Annotated in this window: 14 protein-coding genes and 1 tRNA gene; 9 read left to right on the top strand and 6 right to left on the bottom strand. The window is 65.6% G+C overall.

The features are described 5' to 3' along the window. Positions 1 to 83 precede the first annotated feature (83 nt). Together PSEEN_RS15745 and PSEEN_RS15740 are read left to right on the top strand one after the other, a co-directional pair. On the top strand, positions 84 to 1,160 hold the full coding sequence (locus tag PSEEN_RS15745; RefSeq protein ID WP_011534542.1) for an ABC transporter substrate-binding protein: 1,077 nt from the start codon (positions 84 to 86) through the stop codon (positions 1,158 to 1,160). A 605-nt stretch (positions 1,161 to 1,765) separates the two neighbouring features. Continuing rightward, positions 1,766 to 1,840, top strand: a tRNA-Gln gene (locus tag PSEEN_RS15740). Positions 1,841 to 1,890: 50 nt separating this feature from the next. Here PSEEN_RS15740 and PSEEN_RS15735 read toward each other — a convergent pair. The 3 genes from PSEEN_RS15735 to PSEEN_RS15725 are packed head-to-tail and all read right to left on the bottom strand — an operon-like array spanning position 1,891 to position 7,008. Beyond that, positions 1,891 to 4,281 carry a hybrid sensor histidine kinase/response regulator gene (locus PSEEN_RS15735; RefSeq protein ID WP_011534540.1) on the bottom strand — a complete coding sequence of 797 codons (2,391 nt, stop codon included), beginning with the start codon at positions 4,279 to 4,281 and terminating at the stop codon, positions 1,891 to 1,893. A 10-nt stretch (positions 4,282 to 4,291) separates the two neighbouring features. Beyond that, complete coding sequence (locus PSEEN_RS15730; protein WP_011534539.1) at positions 4,292 to 4,753, bottom strand: response regulator; 462 nt, start codon at positions 4,751 to 4,753, stop codon at positions 4,292 to 4,294. A 14-nt stretch (positions 4,754 to 4,767) separates the two neighbouring features. After that, complete coding sequence (locus PSEEN_RS15725) at positions 4,768 to 7,008, bottom strand: ATP-binding protein (protein WP_011534538.1); 2,241 nt, start codon at positions 7,006 to 7,008, stop codon at positions 4,768 to 4,770. Between the two features lie 270 nt (positions 7,009 to 7,278). On the opposite strand from PSEEN_RS15725, the gene PSEEN_RS15720 reads away from it, so the two are divergent. The 7 genes from PSEEN_RS15720 (at position 7,279) to PSEEN_RS15690 (ending at position 13,595) form a co-directional block, all read left to right on the top strand. Continuing rightward, positions 7,279 to 7,806 (top strand): Csu type fimbrial protein, encoded by a 528-nt coding sequence (locus PSEEN_RS15720; protein ID WP_044488223.1) that lies wholly within the window; start codon positions 7,279 to 7,281, stop codon positions 7,804 to 7,806. A 24-nt stretch (positions 7,807 to 7,830) separates the two neighbouring features. Next, positions 7,831 to 8,361, top strand: a complete 531-nt coding sequence (locus PSEEN_RS15715; RefSeq protein ID WP_044488839.1) for a Csu type fimbrial protein — start codon at positions 7,831 to 7,833, stop codon at positions 8,359 to 8,361. Between the two features lie 18 nt (positions 8,362 to 8,379). Beyond that, entirely contained in the window at positions 8,380 to 8,913 is a 534-nt protein-coding gene (locus PSEEN_RS15710; RefSeq protein WP_011534535.1) for a Csu type fimbrial protein, read from the top strand. A gap of 3 nt (positions 8,914 to 8,916) precedes the next feature. Further along, complete coding sequence (locus tag PSEEN_RS15705) at positions 8,917 to 9,414, top strand: Csu type fimbrial protein (RefSeq protein ID WP_011534534.1); 498 nt, start codon at positions 8,917 to 8,919, stop codon at positions 9,412 to 9,414. Between the two features lie 37 nt (positions 9,415 to 9,451). Then, the gene (locus PSEEN_RS15700; RefSeq protein ID WP_011534533.1) at positions 9,452 to 10,228 is read left to right on the top strand and encodes a fimbrial biogenesis chaperone; all 777 of its coding nucleotides are present in this window, start codon (positions 9,452 to 9,454) and stop codon (positions 10,226 to 10,228) included. Positions 10,229 to 10,296: 68 nt separating this feature from the next. Further along, on the top strand, positions 10,297 to 12,630 hold the full coding sequence (locus PSEEN_RS15695) for a fimbria/pilus outer membrane usher protein (RefSeq protein WP_158020299.1): 2,334 nt from the start codon (positions 10,297 to 10,299) through the stop codon (positions 12,628 to 12,630). Next, the gene (locus tag PSEEN_RS15690) at positions 12,627 to 13,595 is read left to right on the top strand and encodes a Csu type fimbrial protein (protein ID WP_011534531.1); all 969 of its coding nucleotides are present in this window, start codon (positions 12,627 to 12,629) and stop codon (positions 13,593 to 13,595) included. The genes PSEEN_RS15695 and PSEEN_RS15690 overlap by 4 nt, the downstream gene beginning before the upstream one ends. A 145-nt stretch (positions 13,596 to 13,740) precedes the next feature. On the opposite strand, the gene PSEEN_RS15685 is transcribed toward PSEEN_RS15690, so the two are convergent. From PSEEN_RS15685 to PSEEN_RS15675, 3 genes are all read right to left on the bottom strand, one after another. Continuing rightward, positions 13,741 to 14,889, bottom strand: a complete 1,149-nt coding sequence (locus tag PSEEN_RS15685; protein ID WP_011534530.1) for a M14 family metallopeptidase — start codon at positions 14,887 to 14,889, stop codon at positions 13,741 to 13,743. A gap of 169 nt (positions 14,890 to 15,058) precedes the next feature. After that, positions 15,059 to 15,577 carry a DUF4880 domain-containing protein gene (locus PSEEN_RS15680; RefSeq protein WP_011534529.1) on the bottom strand — a complete coding sequence of 173 codons (519 nt, stop codon included), beginning with the start codon at positions 15,575 to 15,577 and terminating at the stop codon, positions 15,059 to 15,061. A 430-nt stretch (positions 15,578 to 16,007) separates the two neighbouring features. Beyond that, positions 16,008 to 16,322, bottom strand: a complete 315-nt coding sequence (locus PSEEN_RS15675) for a DUF6124 family protein (RefSeq protein WP_011534528.1) — start codon at positions 16,320 to 16,322, stop codon at positions 16,008 to 16,010. Positions 16,323 to 16,326: the final 4 nt, after the last annotated feature.

Below are 16,326 nucleotides of genomic sequence, written 5' to 3'. Positions count from 1 at the left end.
CTAAGTGAGACTGACTGGCATTTGTCCGTTCCGGTACGCCACCTGTCTATAATCCGAGGTTTGTTTCGCAGGGATGTAACCGCATGCTCAAGGCCTTGTGCCAGGGCCTGTGCCTGAGCCTGCCGCTGGCAGTCGGCGCGCAGGCTGCCTCGGTGGTGTTTCTCAACCCGGGCTATTCCAACGAAACGTTCTGGGTCGACTATTCGCGTTTCATGCAGGCCGCCGCCAAGGACTTGGGGATGGCGCTGCGCGTGCAGTACAGCGAACGCAGTGCCGACCGCACGCTGACCTTGGCCCGTGCGGTGCTGCAGGGGCCGCAACGCCCCGATTACCTGGTGCTGGTCAACGAACAGTACGTGGCGCCGGAGGTTATCCGCCTTTCCCGTGGCACAGGGGTGAAGCTGTTCCTGGTCAACAATGGGCTGACCGAGGACCAGTTGCGCAGCACCCAGTCCCAGCCGGAGAAGTACCCGCGGATTCTCGGCACCCTCGTCAGCAATGACGAGGAGGCCGGCTATCAGATGCTCAAGGCGATGGTCGCGCAGTTGCCACCTGCCGATGGCCCGGTCGACCTGCTGGCGTTCGCCGGCGTGAAAACCACGCCCGCCTCGCAGTTGCGCGAACTGGGCATGCGCCGGGCGCTGGCCGACTATCCCCAGGTCCGCCTGCGCCAGGTGGTGTATGGCGGCTGGAGTCGCCAGCGCGCCTTCGAGCAGGCGCAGATGCTGCTGGAGCGCTACCCGGGCACGCAGTTGGTGTGGTCGGCCAACGACGAGATGGCCTTCGGTGCCATGCGGGCGTTCGAGGCGGCGGGCCGGGTGCCGGGGCGCGATGTGGTGTTCAGCGCGGTCAACAGCTCGCCCGAGGCGCTGCGGGCGCGTATCGATGGGCGCCTGGGGGTGTTGATGGGCGGGCATTTCACCATGGGCGGTTGGGCCATGGTGATGTTGCATGATGACGCATTGGGCCTGGCAGTGGACCGCGACGGGCAGCAGAAGCACCAGGTGCCATCGCTGCAACTGATCGACGTGGACAAGGCCCGGCGCTGGTTGAGGCTGTTGGATCAGGACGGCCACGGTATCGATTTTCACCGTTACAGCGCCGAAGGACGGGCAGCGGATTTTCGCTATCCCTTCCTCATGTCACCCGTCGACTACTGAAAGACCCTGCTTGAGTGAAGGGCATTGCTGGACTTAACTGCTGCTTGCGAAGTGCATTCCCATAACCACTACAAGAGGTAATGCAATGGGAAATTCAAGCAAGGTCCGCAAAGCTGACAGCAGTGTCGATGCCTGGGCGATCCTGTGTCTGATCGTGCTGGTGGTGGTCACGGCGGTGTATTGGGTCAGCCATCAATAGCGGGTGATATGTCCTGGCCGTGAAGCTCACGTGAGAGCCGCCTGCGGAAGGGATATCCGCGGGCGGTGGGCTTCGTGGGGCTGGTGATGGTCGGTGTGGGTACGCTCAACAGCCATGTGGACACCGACTCACTCTGGCGCCTGTACGGGTGCAAAAATACGCTGCAGTTTGGCGCATCCATCGCCGATGCTCGCGCATGTGCTGCGTCACCGTTCGCTTGAAATGATCACCGCATAATCCGGCGCCGGCGACTAACCTGCTGTTTTTCTATGATTTTTTTTTAAAAAAAAGCTTCCCACCTTGGAAAAAGGTTGTTAAAGTGCCGGCCATTCCCGCACAGCAACACACGGAGCTTGCGGTGAATTGTCAGGTTGGCAGCGCATCAGGCGCTTGTCATATCCGATACAGGGGCGTCGCCAAGCGGTAAGGCAGCAGGTTTTGATCCTGCCATGCGTTGGTTCGAATCCAGCCGCCCCTGCCATTTCTTCTCTGCTTTCAAAGCAAATCAAAATCGCCGGCTGGCGATTTTTTTCATTTCAGGTTCCCGATTTCCAACAACTCGGCCAACGCCAGGGCCAGCACTTGTTCGTGCACGGGTTTCTGGATCACCAGGCTGCCTGGCAGTTCCTCGCCGTCCAGTTCAGCGTAGCCGGTCAGAAACACCACGGGCAGCTGCGGGTAGCGTTCTCGTGCCGCTCGTGCCAGTTGCGCGCCATTGAGCTCGGGCATGGCGAAGTCGGTCAGCAGCAGGTCGGTGGTGTCATCAAGCAACGCCAGGGCCTGTTCACCGTTGTGCGCCTGGCGCACCCGATAGCCCTGGCGGCGCAGCACATCGCCGATCATTTCGCGCACCAGATGGTCGTCGTCCACCAGCAGGATGCTGCGGTCGCCGCCACCGGCCAGCGGGCGGCCCTTGTCCAGGTCCGGTGCGGGGTGATCAGCCTGGGCCCTGACCGAGGGCAGGTACACACTGACCTGCGTGCCGCGGTCGGGTGCCGTGTCGATACGCACCCCACCGCCGCTCTGCTTGGCGAAGCCGAACACCTGGGCCAGACCCAGGCCGGAGCCCTTGCCGATGTCCTTGGTGGTGAAGAAGGGCTCGAAAACCTTGGCCGCCACTTCTTCGCTCATGCCGCAGCCGGTGTCGCTGATGGTCAGCATCACATAGTCGCCGGGTTCCGGATCTTGCGGGCGCTGAGGCTGGGCGCTCACTCGGGTGTTGCGGGTCGCCAGGGTCAGCTGGCCACCGTCGGGCATGGCATCGCGGGCATTGATCGCCAGGTTGAGAATGATCATCTCGGTCTGGGTCGGGTCGGTGAGGGCGAACCAGAGGTGGGTATCCAGGTCCAGGCGCACCGAGACACGGCCGCCCAGGGTGCGACACAGCAGTTCCTCCAGCCCGCCGAGGGTGCGGTTGAGGTTCAGGGGCACCGGCTCCAGGCGTTGCTTGCGGGAAAACGCCAACAGTTGCGCGGTGAGCTTGGCGCCACGTTCGCCGGCTTCGCGAATGTGTTTCAGGCGGCCATGGGCCTTGTCCAGCAGGCCTTTGTCCAGGTCGTTCTTGAGAAAACTGGCGCCAGTGAGGATGACCGTCAGCAGGTTGTTGAAATCGTGAGCCACCCCGGCGGTGAGCTGGCCGACCGCCTCCAGGCGCTGCATCTGCTGCAGCGCCGCTTCGATGCGTTCGCGTTCGTCGATCTGTTCGCGCAGGCGGGTGTTGGCCTCGGCCAGTTCCAGCGCCGACTCGCGCTCGCTGGAGATATCGCGGGCCACCACATACAGAAGGCTGTCATCCGGCACCACCACCCACGACAGCCAGCGCGGCTGGCCGCCGGCATGCAGGATGCGGCCGACGAAGCGCACGCTGGTGCGGCCCTCGGACAGGGCGCCGATCTCGGCGAGAAAGGCTTGCTGGTCAGCTTCCGGCAGCAGTTGCAGCAGCGGGATCTGCCCCAGGCGTTCGCGGGTGAAGCCCAGGCTCGCCTCCCACGCCGGGTTCAACGCCACGGGTGTAAGGTCCTTGTTGAGCACCGCCAGCAGGTCCTGGGACAGTTCCCAGGCGCGGTCGCGTTCGCGGGTGCGGCGCTCGACCCGTTCGCCGAGTATCTCATTGAGTTGTTCCAGGGCACGGGTGGCCTGGCGTTGCTGATGGATGTCCTGCAGCACGCCGGAGAAACGCACGCACTGGCCATCGACGAATTGGGTCTGGCCACTGGAGAGCAACCAGCGCGGCTCGAGCGCGCCAGCTGGGGCGCTGCGAAATTCGACCCGGTAATGGCCGCCGCTGTCCTCATGCATGGCCCGCTCGACCGCGTCATGCACACTGGGCAGGTCTTCGGGGTGAATGCCTGCGTAGAACACTTCAAGGCTCATCTCGGTGTCGGCGGGCAGGCCGAACAGGGTCTTGCAGCGCACATCCCACTGCATGCGGCCATCCTGTGGGCTGTAGTCCCAACTGCCCATGCCGGCGGCGTCGATGGCGATCCGCGCGCGGGCCTCCATGTCGGCCAGGGCCTCCTCGGCGCGGCGCCGACGCTGACGTTCCTGCACTTCAGTCAGGGCTCGATGCACGGCCTTGGGCAGCAGCGGCAGGTTCTTCTTCAGTACGTAGTCGGTGGCGCCCAGGCGGATCATCTCCACCGCGTGCTCTTCACCATAGATGCCGGAGAGGAAGATGAACGGCGTATCCGGCGCGATGCGCTGGGCGATGGCCAGCACTTCGGTGCCCGAGGAGGCGGGCAGCACGCAGTCGCACAGAATCAGGTCGAAGGTGCCCATGCGCAGGGCGTGTTCGGCGCCGACGTGGTCGAATACCAGCCGCGACTGCACCTGCAAGCCACTGCGCTCCAGGCGCATCAGGATCAGCTCGGCGTCCATGGAGCTGTCTTCGACCATCAGCAGTTTCAGTGGCGTCGTGTGCATGGTGACTGCCTCAGTGGTCGTCGCGACGGTTCAGGCGCAGCGAGCCGGGCGGCGGCTCGTTGAGCACGGCCCAGAACATCCCCAGGCCTGAAATCGCGGTAACGAACTCCTTGAACTCCACGGGCTTGACCACGTAGGCGTTGACCCCCAGCTCATAGGCGCGCCGCAGGTCCGGCCCCTCGCGCGAAGAGGTCAGCATGACGATAGGGATGCTGCGCAGTTGTGCGGTGGCGCGCACCTCCCTGAGCACCTCGAGGCCGTCGACCTTGGGCAGTTTGAGGTCCAGCAGCATCACCGCCGGGTTGCCGTCGGCGCGCTCGGTAAAGGCATTGCGCCGCAGCAGGTAGTCCAGGGCATCGGCGCCGTCGCGCACGACGACGACTTCGTTGGCCAGTTGGCTGCGTTCCAGGGCCAGCAAGGTCAGTTCCAGGTCCCGGGGGTTGTCTTCGACCAGCAGGATGGGCTTGAGCATGATGGGCGGCGGCCTCAGGCGGTCATCGGTTGACGGGGGAGGGTGAAGTGGAAGCTGGCGCCCTGGCCCTGGCAGCCCTGGGCCCAGACGCGGCCATCATGGCGCTCGATGATCCGCCGCACGCTGGCCAGGCCAATGCCGGTGCCCTCGAACTCCTCCATGCGGTGCAGGCGCTGGAACACCCCGAACAGCTTGTCGGCATAGGCCATGTCGAAGCCCACGCCATTGTCGCGCACGTACACCTCGATCTCGTGCCGGTGCTGCACGGCACCCACCTCGATGCGTGCCGGGTCGCGCTGGCGGGTGTACTTGACGGCATTGGCGATCAGGTTGTGCAGGACCATGTTGATGAAGGCGGGGTCGGCGATCACCTTGGGCAGCGCGGCGATGTCCCAGAGGATCGACCGGCCGGCGTAGTCGGGGGCCATCTCCGTGCGGATGGTATCGACCAGGGTATTGAGGTCGACATCCGACAGGCGCAGCGCCGAGCGGCCCATCTGCGAGAAATTGAGCAGATTGTCCACCAGGGTGCCGGCGAATTGCGCGGCTTCGCCGATATGCCCGAGGAAGCGCTTGCCGCGCTCGGTCAGGTGTTCGCCTTCGATTTCGCCAAGCAGCTCGCTGTAGCCGGCGATGTGCCGCAGCGGCGCGCGCAGGTCGTGGGACACGCTGTAGGAGAAGGCCTCGAGTTCCTTGTTCGACCGTTTCAGTTCGCCGGCCAGCTGGGCCAGTTCCTCGGCCTTGCGCAGGACGATGCCGAGCACCGCGCCGCGCAGCTCCCGCACGCCTTCGAGGGTCAGCGGGTGCCAGGCGGCACTGAACCCGCGGACTTCTTCCTGCCAGCGCTCGAAACTGTGGCGCGGGTTGAGGTTGCCCAGGGGGGCGACCTGCTTTTCCGGGCGCCCGGCCCAGTTCACCGTGCGCGCCTGCTCCGGGCGGAACCACAGCAGGTAGTGCGAGTGCAGCTGCGAGATGGCCACGGCCAGCACGCCTGCGGCATGCTGGCCCAGCTCCGGCAGCACGTCGATGTCGCGCTGCGCGTTGTCGGTGTGGAACACCAGGTCTTCGCCGCGCTGGGCCAGCCAGTGCACCAGGGCGTTGACCTGCGCCGCCGGTGGCGTGTCGCCGATCAGGTCGCAACGCTCGGCGCTGATGATTGCTGCGCCCGTGGCATCGGCGAACTGCAGCATCACTTCGGGCAGGGCGAGCAGGCCGTCGCCGACACTGTCCTGGTCGGCCATCGAAGCAAGCATGTGCACGATGCGCTGGCGCAGGTCGAGCAGCAAGCGCGTGCTGTTGTGGGACTCGTGGGCCTCGATCTGCAGCGACAGGACATTGGCCAGCAGTTCGCAGGCGGTGCGGGTCTGGAAGTCCACGGCCCGCGGTTGGTCGTGGTGGCACGACAGCAGGCCCCAGAGCTTGCCGTCGACCACGATCGACAGCGACATCGACGCCAGGGTGCCCATGTTGCGCATGTACTGCAGGTGCACCGGGGACACGCTGCGCAGCGAGGCGAAGCTCATGTCCAGGGCCTTGCCGGTGCGCGGGTTGGCGGCAGGTACCAGCGGCGAGGCCTGGTAGTCGGCGTCCTCGATCACCCGGATGCGGTTGATGCGGTACAGCTCGCGGGCCTGGCGCGGGATGTCGGAGGCCGGGAAGCACAGCCCCAGGTACTGGGGATAGCCCGGGTCGGCGTCTTCGGCGAGCACCGTGCCATTGCCTTCGGTGTCGAAGCGGTAGGCCTTGACCCGGCCGAAACCGGTGATGCGCTTGATCTGGCGTACCGACTGCTGCAGCAAGTCCTCGATGCTGGTGGCCTGGTGCAGGGTACTGACGAAGGCCCGCACCAGGGGGTAGTAGTCGCCCTTGGCCGAGCCGCGGCAGGGCTCGAACTCGAGGATCAGCACCTGGTCGTGGCGGTGGGCCAATACCCGCAGCGGCGCCTGGCAGGGGGCACCTTCGCGCAGGCGGACATCGCCGATGTGGAAGGGGAATATCTCGTCTTCCGGCAGGGACGTCAGGTGCTGGCGCAGGTCGAAGTCTTCGCTGACCAGTGCGTCGAATGCCCGGCCTGGCAGTTCCAGGGCCGGCACGCCGAGCCAGCGTTCGGTGTTTTCACTGGCCTGGAGGATGCGCAGGCTGGTGTTGTCCAGCACCAGTAGAAAGCCATGGGGCTGGATGCTGCCCGGTACCTGGATAGGTTCCTGGGCACAGCGTTCGATGGCCTGGTCGAGGGAAAGCGGGGCAGTGGTCACGAGGTGCTCCTGGCAGGGTCCGTCCACGCACAGGGTGCGTATGGCACAGGATAGTCGCCCTGCAAGGTATCAGAACCATGGCCGGTTTGTCGGCATATGACTATTTGAGGGGTGGGTATTTGAAGGGATGCTGCTTCAAGCACTGATTTTTTCGGATATTTCTGGTGGCTCCATCCAAGGAATTAATGCCAAAGAGCGGTGGCGCACGGCCACTCTGCGCCAATCCCACTGCTACGCTCAAGCTCAACGCATACAGACAAGGAATGACAGGTGACGGAGCGCTGGATGGCCGGGCTGTTGGGCCTGTGGTTGAGCGGCGGTGCCGTGGCGGCGGACTTTCTCGTCGAGGTGCAGATCCGCGTGCAGCGCGGTTGCATGCTGGTCAACCAGCAGCGCGATGCCGGTGCGCAGGCCCTGGGCCGGATCGATCTGGGCAGTGCCGCACGCCTGGACGGTTCGGGCGCGCCCTTGAGTGGGGTGCTGCTCAGCCAGCGGCCACCACGCCTGGAATGCAACCCCGACACGCCTTATCAGGTGCGCGTCGATGGCGGACAGCATGGCGGTGTCGGCGAGCTTCGCTACCTGGCCAGCCGCGACAGCAACGCCCGGCCAATCCCTTACCGTCTGTACCGCGACGCCGCCTGGCGCCAGCCATTGGCGGTGGACGTGGCGCAATCGGCACGGGTGCCGGACAGCGGCTCGGTCGAACTCCCTCTTTTCGCACGAATCGACAGCCTGGCCTGGGTACCCCGCGCCGGGCTCTACGCCGACCTGCTCAAAGTCACGGTCACCTGGTAGGGGATGCCCATGCACAAGGACGCATTGCAACGCACCTCGATCCTGCTGCTCACACTGGGCCCGCTGCTGCTGCCCGGCAGTGTGGCCCATGGCACCAGCACCGGCTTTATCCAGGCGCGCCTGGTGATCAGCGCCGCCTGCGAGATCAACAGCCAGCAACCGACCGTGGGTGGCAACCCCGGCGTGATGGACTTCGGTTCGCGCGGCCCGACCTGGGACCAGGCGCTGACCAGCCGCGTGGACGAGGCCGGCGCCGAGGGCAGCCTGCAGATCAGTTGCACCCCTCAGGTGCGCGCTTTCAGCGTGCGGATCAACGGCGGGCTCAATGGCAGCGATGGCGTGCGCCGCCTGAGCAATGGCCGCGAACTCATCCCCTATCAACTGGCGGTCGACCCAGGTGGCAACAGCCGCTACGGCATCGGCCAGGCCCGCACCTTCACCATCAGCAACACCGAGCAAGTGCCCGTGCCCATCTACGGCGTGGTGGTCGCGCAGCCGCGCGCCCTGCCTGTCGGGCTGTATCGCGACACCCTACGGGTGACCCTGGACTGGTAACACGCAAGGAGATTCGCAATGCCCAAGCACCTCACCCGCTGCATCCTCGCAGGCCTCGGCCTGGCCCTGGCAGCCAATGCCCAGGCCGCCACCGTGACCGGCACGATCAGCTCGACCCTGATCCTCACCGCCGCCTGCCAGGTCAATGGCAGCGGCGGCACCTCGGGGCTCAACTTCGGCAGCCTCAACTTCGGCACCCAGGACTCGTTGTTCACGACCGCCAATGGCCAGGTGCTCGGCGGCGGTGGCGGCGCCATGAGCATTCTCTGCTCGGCAGGCACGGTACCGACGATCAAGGTGCGTGCCGGCGCCCATGACTCGCAGTCCGCCGGCGGGACCCGGGCCCTGGCCGATGGTTCGGGCAATTTCGTGCCCTATGACTTCTACACCGACGCCGGGCACACCCAGTTGCTGGCCATCGACGGCACCATCACCCTGCCGACCAGCACGGGCGTGGCGCAGACGGTCAACCTGTATGGCCAGGCCAAGGGCAAGGCCGGTCTGCCGGCGGGTACCTACACCGATACGGTGGCCGTCGAGCTGAGCTTCTGAGCCATGGCCGGCAGGGCGCTGTGCGCAGGCTTGTGCCTGGTCGTGCCGGGCATGTTGCAGGCGGCGACCAGCAGCACATTCCAGGTCAGTGCGCAGATCGTTGCCGGCTGCCTGGTGGTGGGCGGCGTGACCAACTACGGCGTGCTCGATTTCGGCACCCAGTCGGCGTTGTCCACCGCCACCCTGAGTACCTCGCTCGGCGGCACCACGGTGACCTTCCAGTGCACCCCGGGTGTAGCGGTGAGCATGAGCCTGGACGGTGGCCAGAACAGCGCCAGCGGCAATCGCTACCTCAAGCGCAGCGGCGGTACGCAAGTGCTCGCCTACCAGCTTTACCGCGACGCGGCCTATACCCAGAGCCTGGGGATAGGCAGCAGCGTTGCCGTGAGCTACAGCGACCCGACTGCGATCAAGCTGCCGGTCTACGGCCGCACGACCCTGACCGGTACCTTGCCGGCCGGGACCTACACCGACGTGGTGCAAGTGACGGTGGCCTGGTGAACCAGCCGCCGCAATCGACGAGCAGAAGGAGAGGGGCATGGGGGCAGGCGCGAAACTGGCGCGGGGACTGATCGGGATGTTGCTGCTGGCCGGCGCGCCTGCCATGGCCGCCACGTCGGTGCTGATCTGGCCGATCGACCCGGTGCTGGAAGCCGACCAGAAGGCCGGCGCGCTGTGGCTGGAGAACCGTGGGTCGGCGCCGACCAGCCTGCAGGTGCGGGTGTTCGCCTGGCGCCAGGGCGAGTATCAGGAGCAGTTCCAGAACCAGCGCGAGATCATCGGCAGCCCACCGGTGGCGAATATTGCGCCGGGGCAGAAACAACTGATCCGGCTGACCCGTACCGGCAGCTCACCGGCCGGCCAGGAGCAGGCCTACCGCATCATCATCGACGAGATCCCTTCGCCCTTGCCGGCCGACACCGCCAGCGACGGGCCGAAGGCGGCCATCCGCCTGCAGATGCGTTACTCGGTGCCGCTGTTCGTCTACGGCGAAGGGCTGTGGGGCAAGCCCGACCCGGAGGGCAAGCGCAGCGCCGAAGGGGTCGGCAAGCCGCAGCTGAGCTGGCGTGCGGTGACCGTGGAGGGCAAACCCTATGTCGAACTGCGCAACACCGGGCCCGTGCATGCCCGGTTGACCGATGTGGTGTTGCAGCAGGGCGGGCAGGATAAACCGCTGGTCGAAGGCTTGCTGGGCTATGTGTTGCCTGGCGCCAGCATGCGTTGGCCTGCCCCGGGCGCGCTCGGGGCAGCCAGTGTGCTCAAGGGCCGGGTCAATGGCCAGGACGCGGCGCAGGCCATCAAGCAGGGCCAGTGATACGCGGGTGAACGTCTGTCAGGGGCCAGGGAGGACCCGGCAATGGTTGGACATCGTGTGTGAGCTGGGTGCGGGTGGCAACGCACCGGTTGTGGCTGGGCCTGGCGGTGCTGGGCCCTGGCCTGGGCGTGGCCGACGAACTGCCGCCGCCCCCCACCGAGAGTGCCGCCATCACCGATGCGACGCTGTACCTCGACCTGCTGGTGAACCAGGTGGGCAAGGCTGAGCTGGTACCGGTGCAGCAGCGCGCCGGGCGGTTGTACCTGGACAGCGAGGTGTTGCGCGGCGCCGGGATCAAGCTGCCGGGCGACCCGCGTGGCGAAGTGGCGCTGGAGGATATCCCCGGTCTGCACAGCGACTATGACAGCCAGAACCAGCGCCTGCTGCTGCAGGTGCCGCCGGCCTGGCTGCCCGAGCAGCAGCTGGGTGACCGCAGCCTGTACCCGGCCAGCGATGCCCGCAGCAGCTTTGGAGCATTGTTCAACTACGACGCCTACCTCAACGACACCGACGAAGGCGGCAGCTACCTCGCCGCCTGGAACGAGCTGCGCCTGTTCGATGACTGGGGCACGTTCTCCACCACCGGGCAGTGGCGCCAGTCGTTCAACGGCGCCCAGGACAACGGCCGCCAGGGCTTCCTGCGCTACGACACCACGTTCCGCTACACCGATGACCAGCGTCTGCTCACCTACGAGGTGGGGGACCTGGTGACCGGCGCGCTGCCCTGGACCACCTCGGTGCGCGTTGGCGGGCTGCAGTTGTCGCGGGACTTCAGTGCCCGTCCCGACCTGGTCACCTACCCGTTGCCGGCCTTTGCCGGCGAAGCGGCGGTGCCGACCTCGCTGGACCTGTTCATCAACGGCTACAAGAGCAGCACCACCGAGTTGCAGCCGGGCCCCTACACGCTGACCAACGTGCCGTTCATCAACGGTGCCGGCGAGGCGGTGGTGGTGACCACCGACGCCCTCGGCCGGCAGGTGTCCACCACCTTGCCGTTCTATGTCACCAGCAGTCTGCTGGCCAAGGGACTTTCGGATTTCTCGGTGGCGGCTGGCAGTTTGCGCCGCGACTATGCCGTGCGCGATTTTGGTTATGGCCCGGGCGTGGCGTCGGCCAGCCTGCGCCACGGTGTCTCCGACTACTTCACCCTGGAAACCCACGCCGAAACCGCCCAGTCGATGATGCTCGGCGGCCTGGGCGGCAACCTGCGCCTGGGCAACTTCGGCGTGCTCAACGCGGCGGTGGCGCAGAGCCGATTCGAGGGCGACACGGGCCAGCAGGTAGCGCTGGGCTACCAGTACAACAGCCGGCGCATCGGCTTCAACTACCAGCGCGTGCAACGCCACGGCGACTACGCCGACCTGTCGCTGGTCGACAGCCCCTACACCCGCCTGAGCCAGCGCAGCGAGCAGGCCACCCTGAGCCTGAACCTGGATCGCTATGGCAGCCTGGGTGCCGGCTACTTCGATGTGCGCGCCGGCGACGGCACGCGTACCCGGCTGGTCAACCTGAGCTGGAGCAAGCCGCTGTGGGGCAACAGCAGCCTGTACCTGTCGGCCAACCGCGAGGTCGGCGACAGCCAGTGGGCGGTGCAGGCGCAACTGGTGATCCCCTTCGACCTGCGCGGCACCCTGGCCTTCAGCGCCGAACGCAGCAAGGACGGCCAGGATTTGCAGCGGGTCAACTACAGTCGCGCCGTGCCGGTCGGCGGCGGGGTGGGCTACAACCTCGGTTACGCCACCGGCGGCAACCGCGATGCCTATCGCCAGGCCGACGTGACCTGGCGCCTGCAGTCGGTGCAGTTGCAGGCCGGGGTCTACGGCAGCAGCGGCGAGATGACCCGCTGGGCCGATGCCAGCGGTTCGCTGGTGCTGATGGATGCCGGGCTGTTCGCCGCCAACCGCATCGACGACGCTTTCGTGGTGGTCAGCACCAGTGGTTACGCCGACGTGCCGGTGCGCTACGAGAACCAGCAGATCGGCCGCACCGACCGCAACGGCCACCTGCTGGTGCCGTACAGCAGCGGCTATTACCGGGGCAAGTACGAGATCGACCCGATGGAGTTGCCGGCCGATGTGCTGGCGCCGCAGGTGGAGCAGCGCGTGGCCGTGCGCCGGGGCAGCGGCTACTTGCTGGAGTTCCCGCTCAGGCAGGTACGGGCGGCGAGCCTGGTGCTGGTCGACAGTGACCAGCAGGCACTCAAGCTGGGCAGTCATGTACTGCACCAGGAGAGTGGCAGCGAGGCGGTGGTGGGTTGGGACGGGCTGGTGTACCTGGAGAACCTGGCGCCCCATAACCGCCTGGTCGTGGACAAGGCTGATGGTGGGCAGTGCCAGGTGGCGTTCGACTTACCCGAAGGGGAGGGGCCGATCCCGCTGATCGGCCCTTTGGTGTGTCGATGAAGGTGCTCAAGGCATTGCTGCTGGGTAGCTTGCTGCTGCCAGACGGTGCCGCCTGGGCGTTGTGTTCGTCGGTGGCCACCGCCCCGGCGGCCTTTGGCTCGATCAACTCGACCCTGGTGCGTACCACGGTACAGAACGCCTCCACCACCAACGCCGGGTTGCAGTGCACCGGCTCGCTGTTGTCGTTGCTGGTCAGCTCCGATCACTTCTACGCCACCATCACCTCCGCCACCAGCGGGCTGGTGGGGCCGACCGGCGATGTCATCCCTTATACGATCTATGCCGACAACACCACCAGCTACCCGATCAGCCGCGGCGTGCAGTTCGACTTCGCCCGCAACGGCATCCTCGACGCCCTTGGGTTGCTCAATGGCAGCAGCCCCAAGACCGTGCCGCTGTACTTGAAGACCGTGGTTGGCGCCAACGTCGCGGCGGGTGTGTACCAGGAAACCCTGAACATCGCCTGGAGCTGGAACTACTGCTCGGGCATCGGCATCGGCAACCTATGCCTGGGGCGCGACATCGGCAGCGGCAACCAGAGCATCGTGGTCAGCCTCACGGTGACCAACGACTGCCAGATCACCACACCCAACATCAGCTTCGGCAGTGCACCCGTGGTGGCGGGGTTCGGCACCGTGAGCCAGAGCGTCAGCCTGTCGTGCACCAAGGGCAGCACCTACACCGTGGGGTTGGACGACGGGCAGAACGTCTCGGGCGGGCGGCGGCGGATGAAGTCGGCGGCCAACAACTACCTGGCCTACGACATCTTCAAGAGTGCCGGCGCGGTGCGCTGGGGCTCGCTGACCACGGCGCGGCGGGCGAGCAGTGATGCCGATGTGAACCCGGGGGCGGGCACCGGCACGGGGAGCCAGGTGTTCAACTACAACGCCAAGGTGTACACCGACCAGGCCACGCCGCCGGCGGCGACCTATACCGATAACGTGATTCTGGATGTGCAGTTTTGAGTAACACCACTCCTGTGGGAGCGGCCTTGTGTCGCGAAAGGGGCGCGGAGCGCCCCCAGGATCTCAGCGTTGATGCACAGATCCCGGGGCCGCTCCGCGCCCCTTTCGCGACACAAGGCCGCTCCCACAAAGGGAGGCGTGTTGCTCAGCGCAGGTCGTCTACCATCTTCAGCAGCGTTTCCAGCACCGCTCCAGCCAACGCCTTCGACCGCTCGCCCGACCAGCCGGTACGCGGATTCGGCGCATCGTCATGGTCCTTGAACGGCATTTCCAGGGTCAGCGACAGGCAGTCATGGGCCTGGCCCACGGCATTGCAGGCCAGGGTCATGTTGGCCTGGCCCGGCTCGTCGCGGGTGTAGCCGTATTTGGTCTGGAAGTCCGGCGTCAGGCTGCACAGGGTGCTGCGGAACTGCTCTTCCAGCTTCTCGATTCGCGGCGTGTACCCCGGGTTGCCCTCGCAGGCGGCGGTGAACACATGGGGAATCTCTTCGTCGCCGTGGGCATCGATGAACGCATCCACGCCATGCAGCTTCATCTGGCTCTGGGCGAAGAACACTTCCGGGCTCAGCTCGACGCTGGCGTCCTGCCAGGCCCGGTTGAGGTCCTTGCCCTTGAAGTTGGTGCGCAGGTGGCCGAGGAACGCGCCATCCGGGTTCATGTTGGGGATCAGGTACAGGTCGGCCTTGGCCAGCAGTTGCTGGATGACCGGGCCATTGGCTTCAAGGGCGTCGATCACACCTTCCATGAACCATTCGGCCATGTGCTCGCCCGGGTGCTGCTGGGCGATGATCCACAGCTTGCGCTTGCCAGCCGCGCCGTTGCCCGCGCGCAGCAGCGGGATATCGCGGCCCTGCACGCTACGCCCGCTAGCCAGCAGCTCGACGCCTGGGATCTGCCGGGCGCGCTCGACCAATTGGTTGTGGCGGGCGCGGGGGTAGGGCTCGAAGTAGGCGAACCAGACCTGCTCGTGTTCGGCCTTGAGCTCGAAGCTCAGCGCCTTGCCGTCGAACTGGCTGGGCACGCGGAACCAGGTCTGCTGGTCGTAGGAGGCCACGGCGTGGTAGCCGTCCCAGGCGTTCTTGTAGGAGGAAGCATGGGCGTTGTCCAGGCTGAAGCGGTGGGCCTGGCCTGGGGTGAGGCCGCTGGCCTTGAAGTGGAACCACTGGAAGTGGTCGCTGTGGCTGTCCTTGCGGATGTCCAGGTGGACGTGCGCCGGGTTACTGGCGTCCTTGACCAGAATGTTGCCGGAGTCGAAATCGCAGTCGATGTGCAGCGGGGAGAGCGTCACGGTCATTGCCAGCCTCCTGTTGGCGTTTGTTGTGACCGTACTCTACACCGCTTGGCGGCGGGCTCCCATCCCTGGCAAACCATTTGGCACGCCCTCTGTAGGAGCGGCTTCAGCCGCGATCCCCCGCGAGGCGGGGCCTGGCACCGCGTTGCCTGCATCGCGGCTGAAGCCGCTCCTACAGGGACAGCAAACCCAATGCGGTCAGGGCTGCAATGGCAAACCCCACGGCAATCGAGCAGCCACCCAGCGACAGTGCCGCCCGCCCTTGCTGGTACCAGCCGTCGTGCCCCAGCTGCCGCGCCGGTGCAAGCAGGCTGCGCCAGCGCAATTCGGTTTCGTGGAAGGCACGCAGGTGGTCGGGGTCGGCATCCAGCCAGCGGCGAAAATCGATGCGTTCACTGGCGGTCACCTGCGGGCTCTGCAGGCGCACGTACCATTGGCCAGCAACACTCGCCAGGGCATCCCCCGGCGCACGGGCGGTCTGCAGGGCCTGGTTCATGTGGCGTTCGATATTGATCAAGGGCAGGTCGAGGCGTTCGCCGATCTCGGCGAAACCGACCTGGTCAAGACGGTTGAGCAGGAACACTTGCTGGACCCGACGGGGCAGGCGCTTGAGGGCGTGCAGCAACGCGTCGTCGCGGGTTTGCTCGGCGGTGCGCGGGTCGTGCTCAAGGGGCAGCAGCAGGCGGGTCATGGACAGCTCCTTGCTCATGAAATTGAGGGGTGGGGGCATCTTCCTTGATGCGGAGCCAGCTTAGCCTTAACGAGATTGATTCTCAAGTGCTGATTCCGCAAACTTTTGTAATGAGCGTTCACGTGTTGACACATTTTTGCTATCATCGCGGCCATCAACGATCTTCATTAGCCTGAAGAGCCAAAAAAAAGACCCGGCAAAAAGCCGGGTCAAAAACCGTGATTAGCCTGATGAGGAGATAATCTGAGCGTCCGACCTGAGGACGTTGCAGGTTATCCAGCGGGTCTCGCGACCTGCTGAGTGCAATAATAATCGTTATCATTTGCCAGTCAAATGATTTTTCCGCGTTCCGGTAAAAAAATCCTTCTGACGCACCTCCAGTCCCCGGCAATCGGGGCCATTGCCGTTCGTCGGCTATCACGTTCTCCCTTCAGATCGACGTTTTCTCCATGGCATTGCGCTGTTCCAGTAACGCGCGGGCCATGTTGATCATGTGCATCAGCGCATACACCACTTCCCGCGTCGTGCCCTGCAGATGGGCGCCGGTTTCCTGTGCCGTGGCCGAGGCGCAGCGCAGCAGGGCCATGGCCTGCTCGCTGGCTTGCGTGGCGGTCACGCCTTCGCGCAGGGTCCAGAGCGAGCGCTCCAGCTCAGCGGCGGTGGGGGTGGGGTTGAGGTAGTAGTCGAGGGCGCGGCGGGCGGCTTCTTCGTCGAGATCTGTATCTTCGTTTATCGGTTTGTTCATTCCA

This window comes from Pseudomonas entomophila L48 (assembly GCF_000026105.1).
Lineage (GTDB): Bacteria > Pseudomonadota > Gammaproteobacteria > Pseudomonadales > Pseudomonadaceae > Aquipseudomonas > Aquipseudomonas entomophila.
This window is presented reverse-complemented; position numbering and strand designations above follow the sequence as displayed.

Bases quoted from the DNA above. Each gene is read 5' to 3' on its own strand.
- PSEEN_RS15745 (WP_011534542.1), top strand. From the start codon at position 84: ATGCTCAAGGCCTTGTGCCAGGGCCTGTGCCTGAGCCTGCCGCTGGCA.
- PSEEN_RS15735 (WP_011534540.1), bottom strand. From the start codon at position 4,281: ATGCACACGACGCCACTGAAACTGCTGATGGTCGAAGACAGCTCCATG.
- PSEEN_RS15730 (WP_011534539.1), bottom strand. From the start codon at position 4,753: ATGCTCAAGCCCATCCTGCTGGTCGAAGACAACCCCCGGGACCTGGAA.
- PSEEN_RS15710 (WP_011534535.1), top strand. From the start codon at position 8,380: ATGCCCAAGCACCTCACCCGCTGCATCCTCGCAGGCCTCGGCCTGGCC.
- PSEEN_RS15705 (WP_011534534.1), top strand. From the start codon at position 8,917: ATGGCCGGCAGGGCGCTGTGCGCAGGCTTGTGCCTGGTCGTGCCGGGC.
- PSEEN_RS15700 (WP_011534533.1), top strand. From the start codon at position 9,452: ATGGGGGCAGGCGCGAAACTGGCGCGGGGACTGATCGGGATGTTGCTG.
- PSEEN_RS15690 (WP_011534531.1), top strand. From the start codon at position 12,627: ATGAAGGTGCTCAAGGCATTGCTGCTGGGTAGCTTGCTGCTGCCAGAC.
- PSEEN_RS15685 (WP_011534530.1), bottom strand. From the start codon at position 14,889: ATGACCGTGACGCTCTCCCCGCTGCACATCGACTGCGATTTCGACTCC.
- PSEEN_RS15680 (WP_011534529.1), bottom strand. From the start codon at position 15,577: ATGACCCGCCTGCTGCTGCCCCTTGAGCACGACCCGCGCACCGCCGAG.
- PSEEN_RS15675 (WP_011534528.1), bottom strand. From the start codon at position 16,322: ATGAACAAACCGATAAACGAAGATACAGATCTCGACGAAGAAGCCGCC.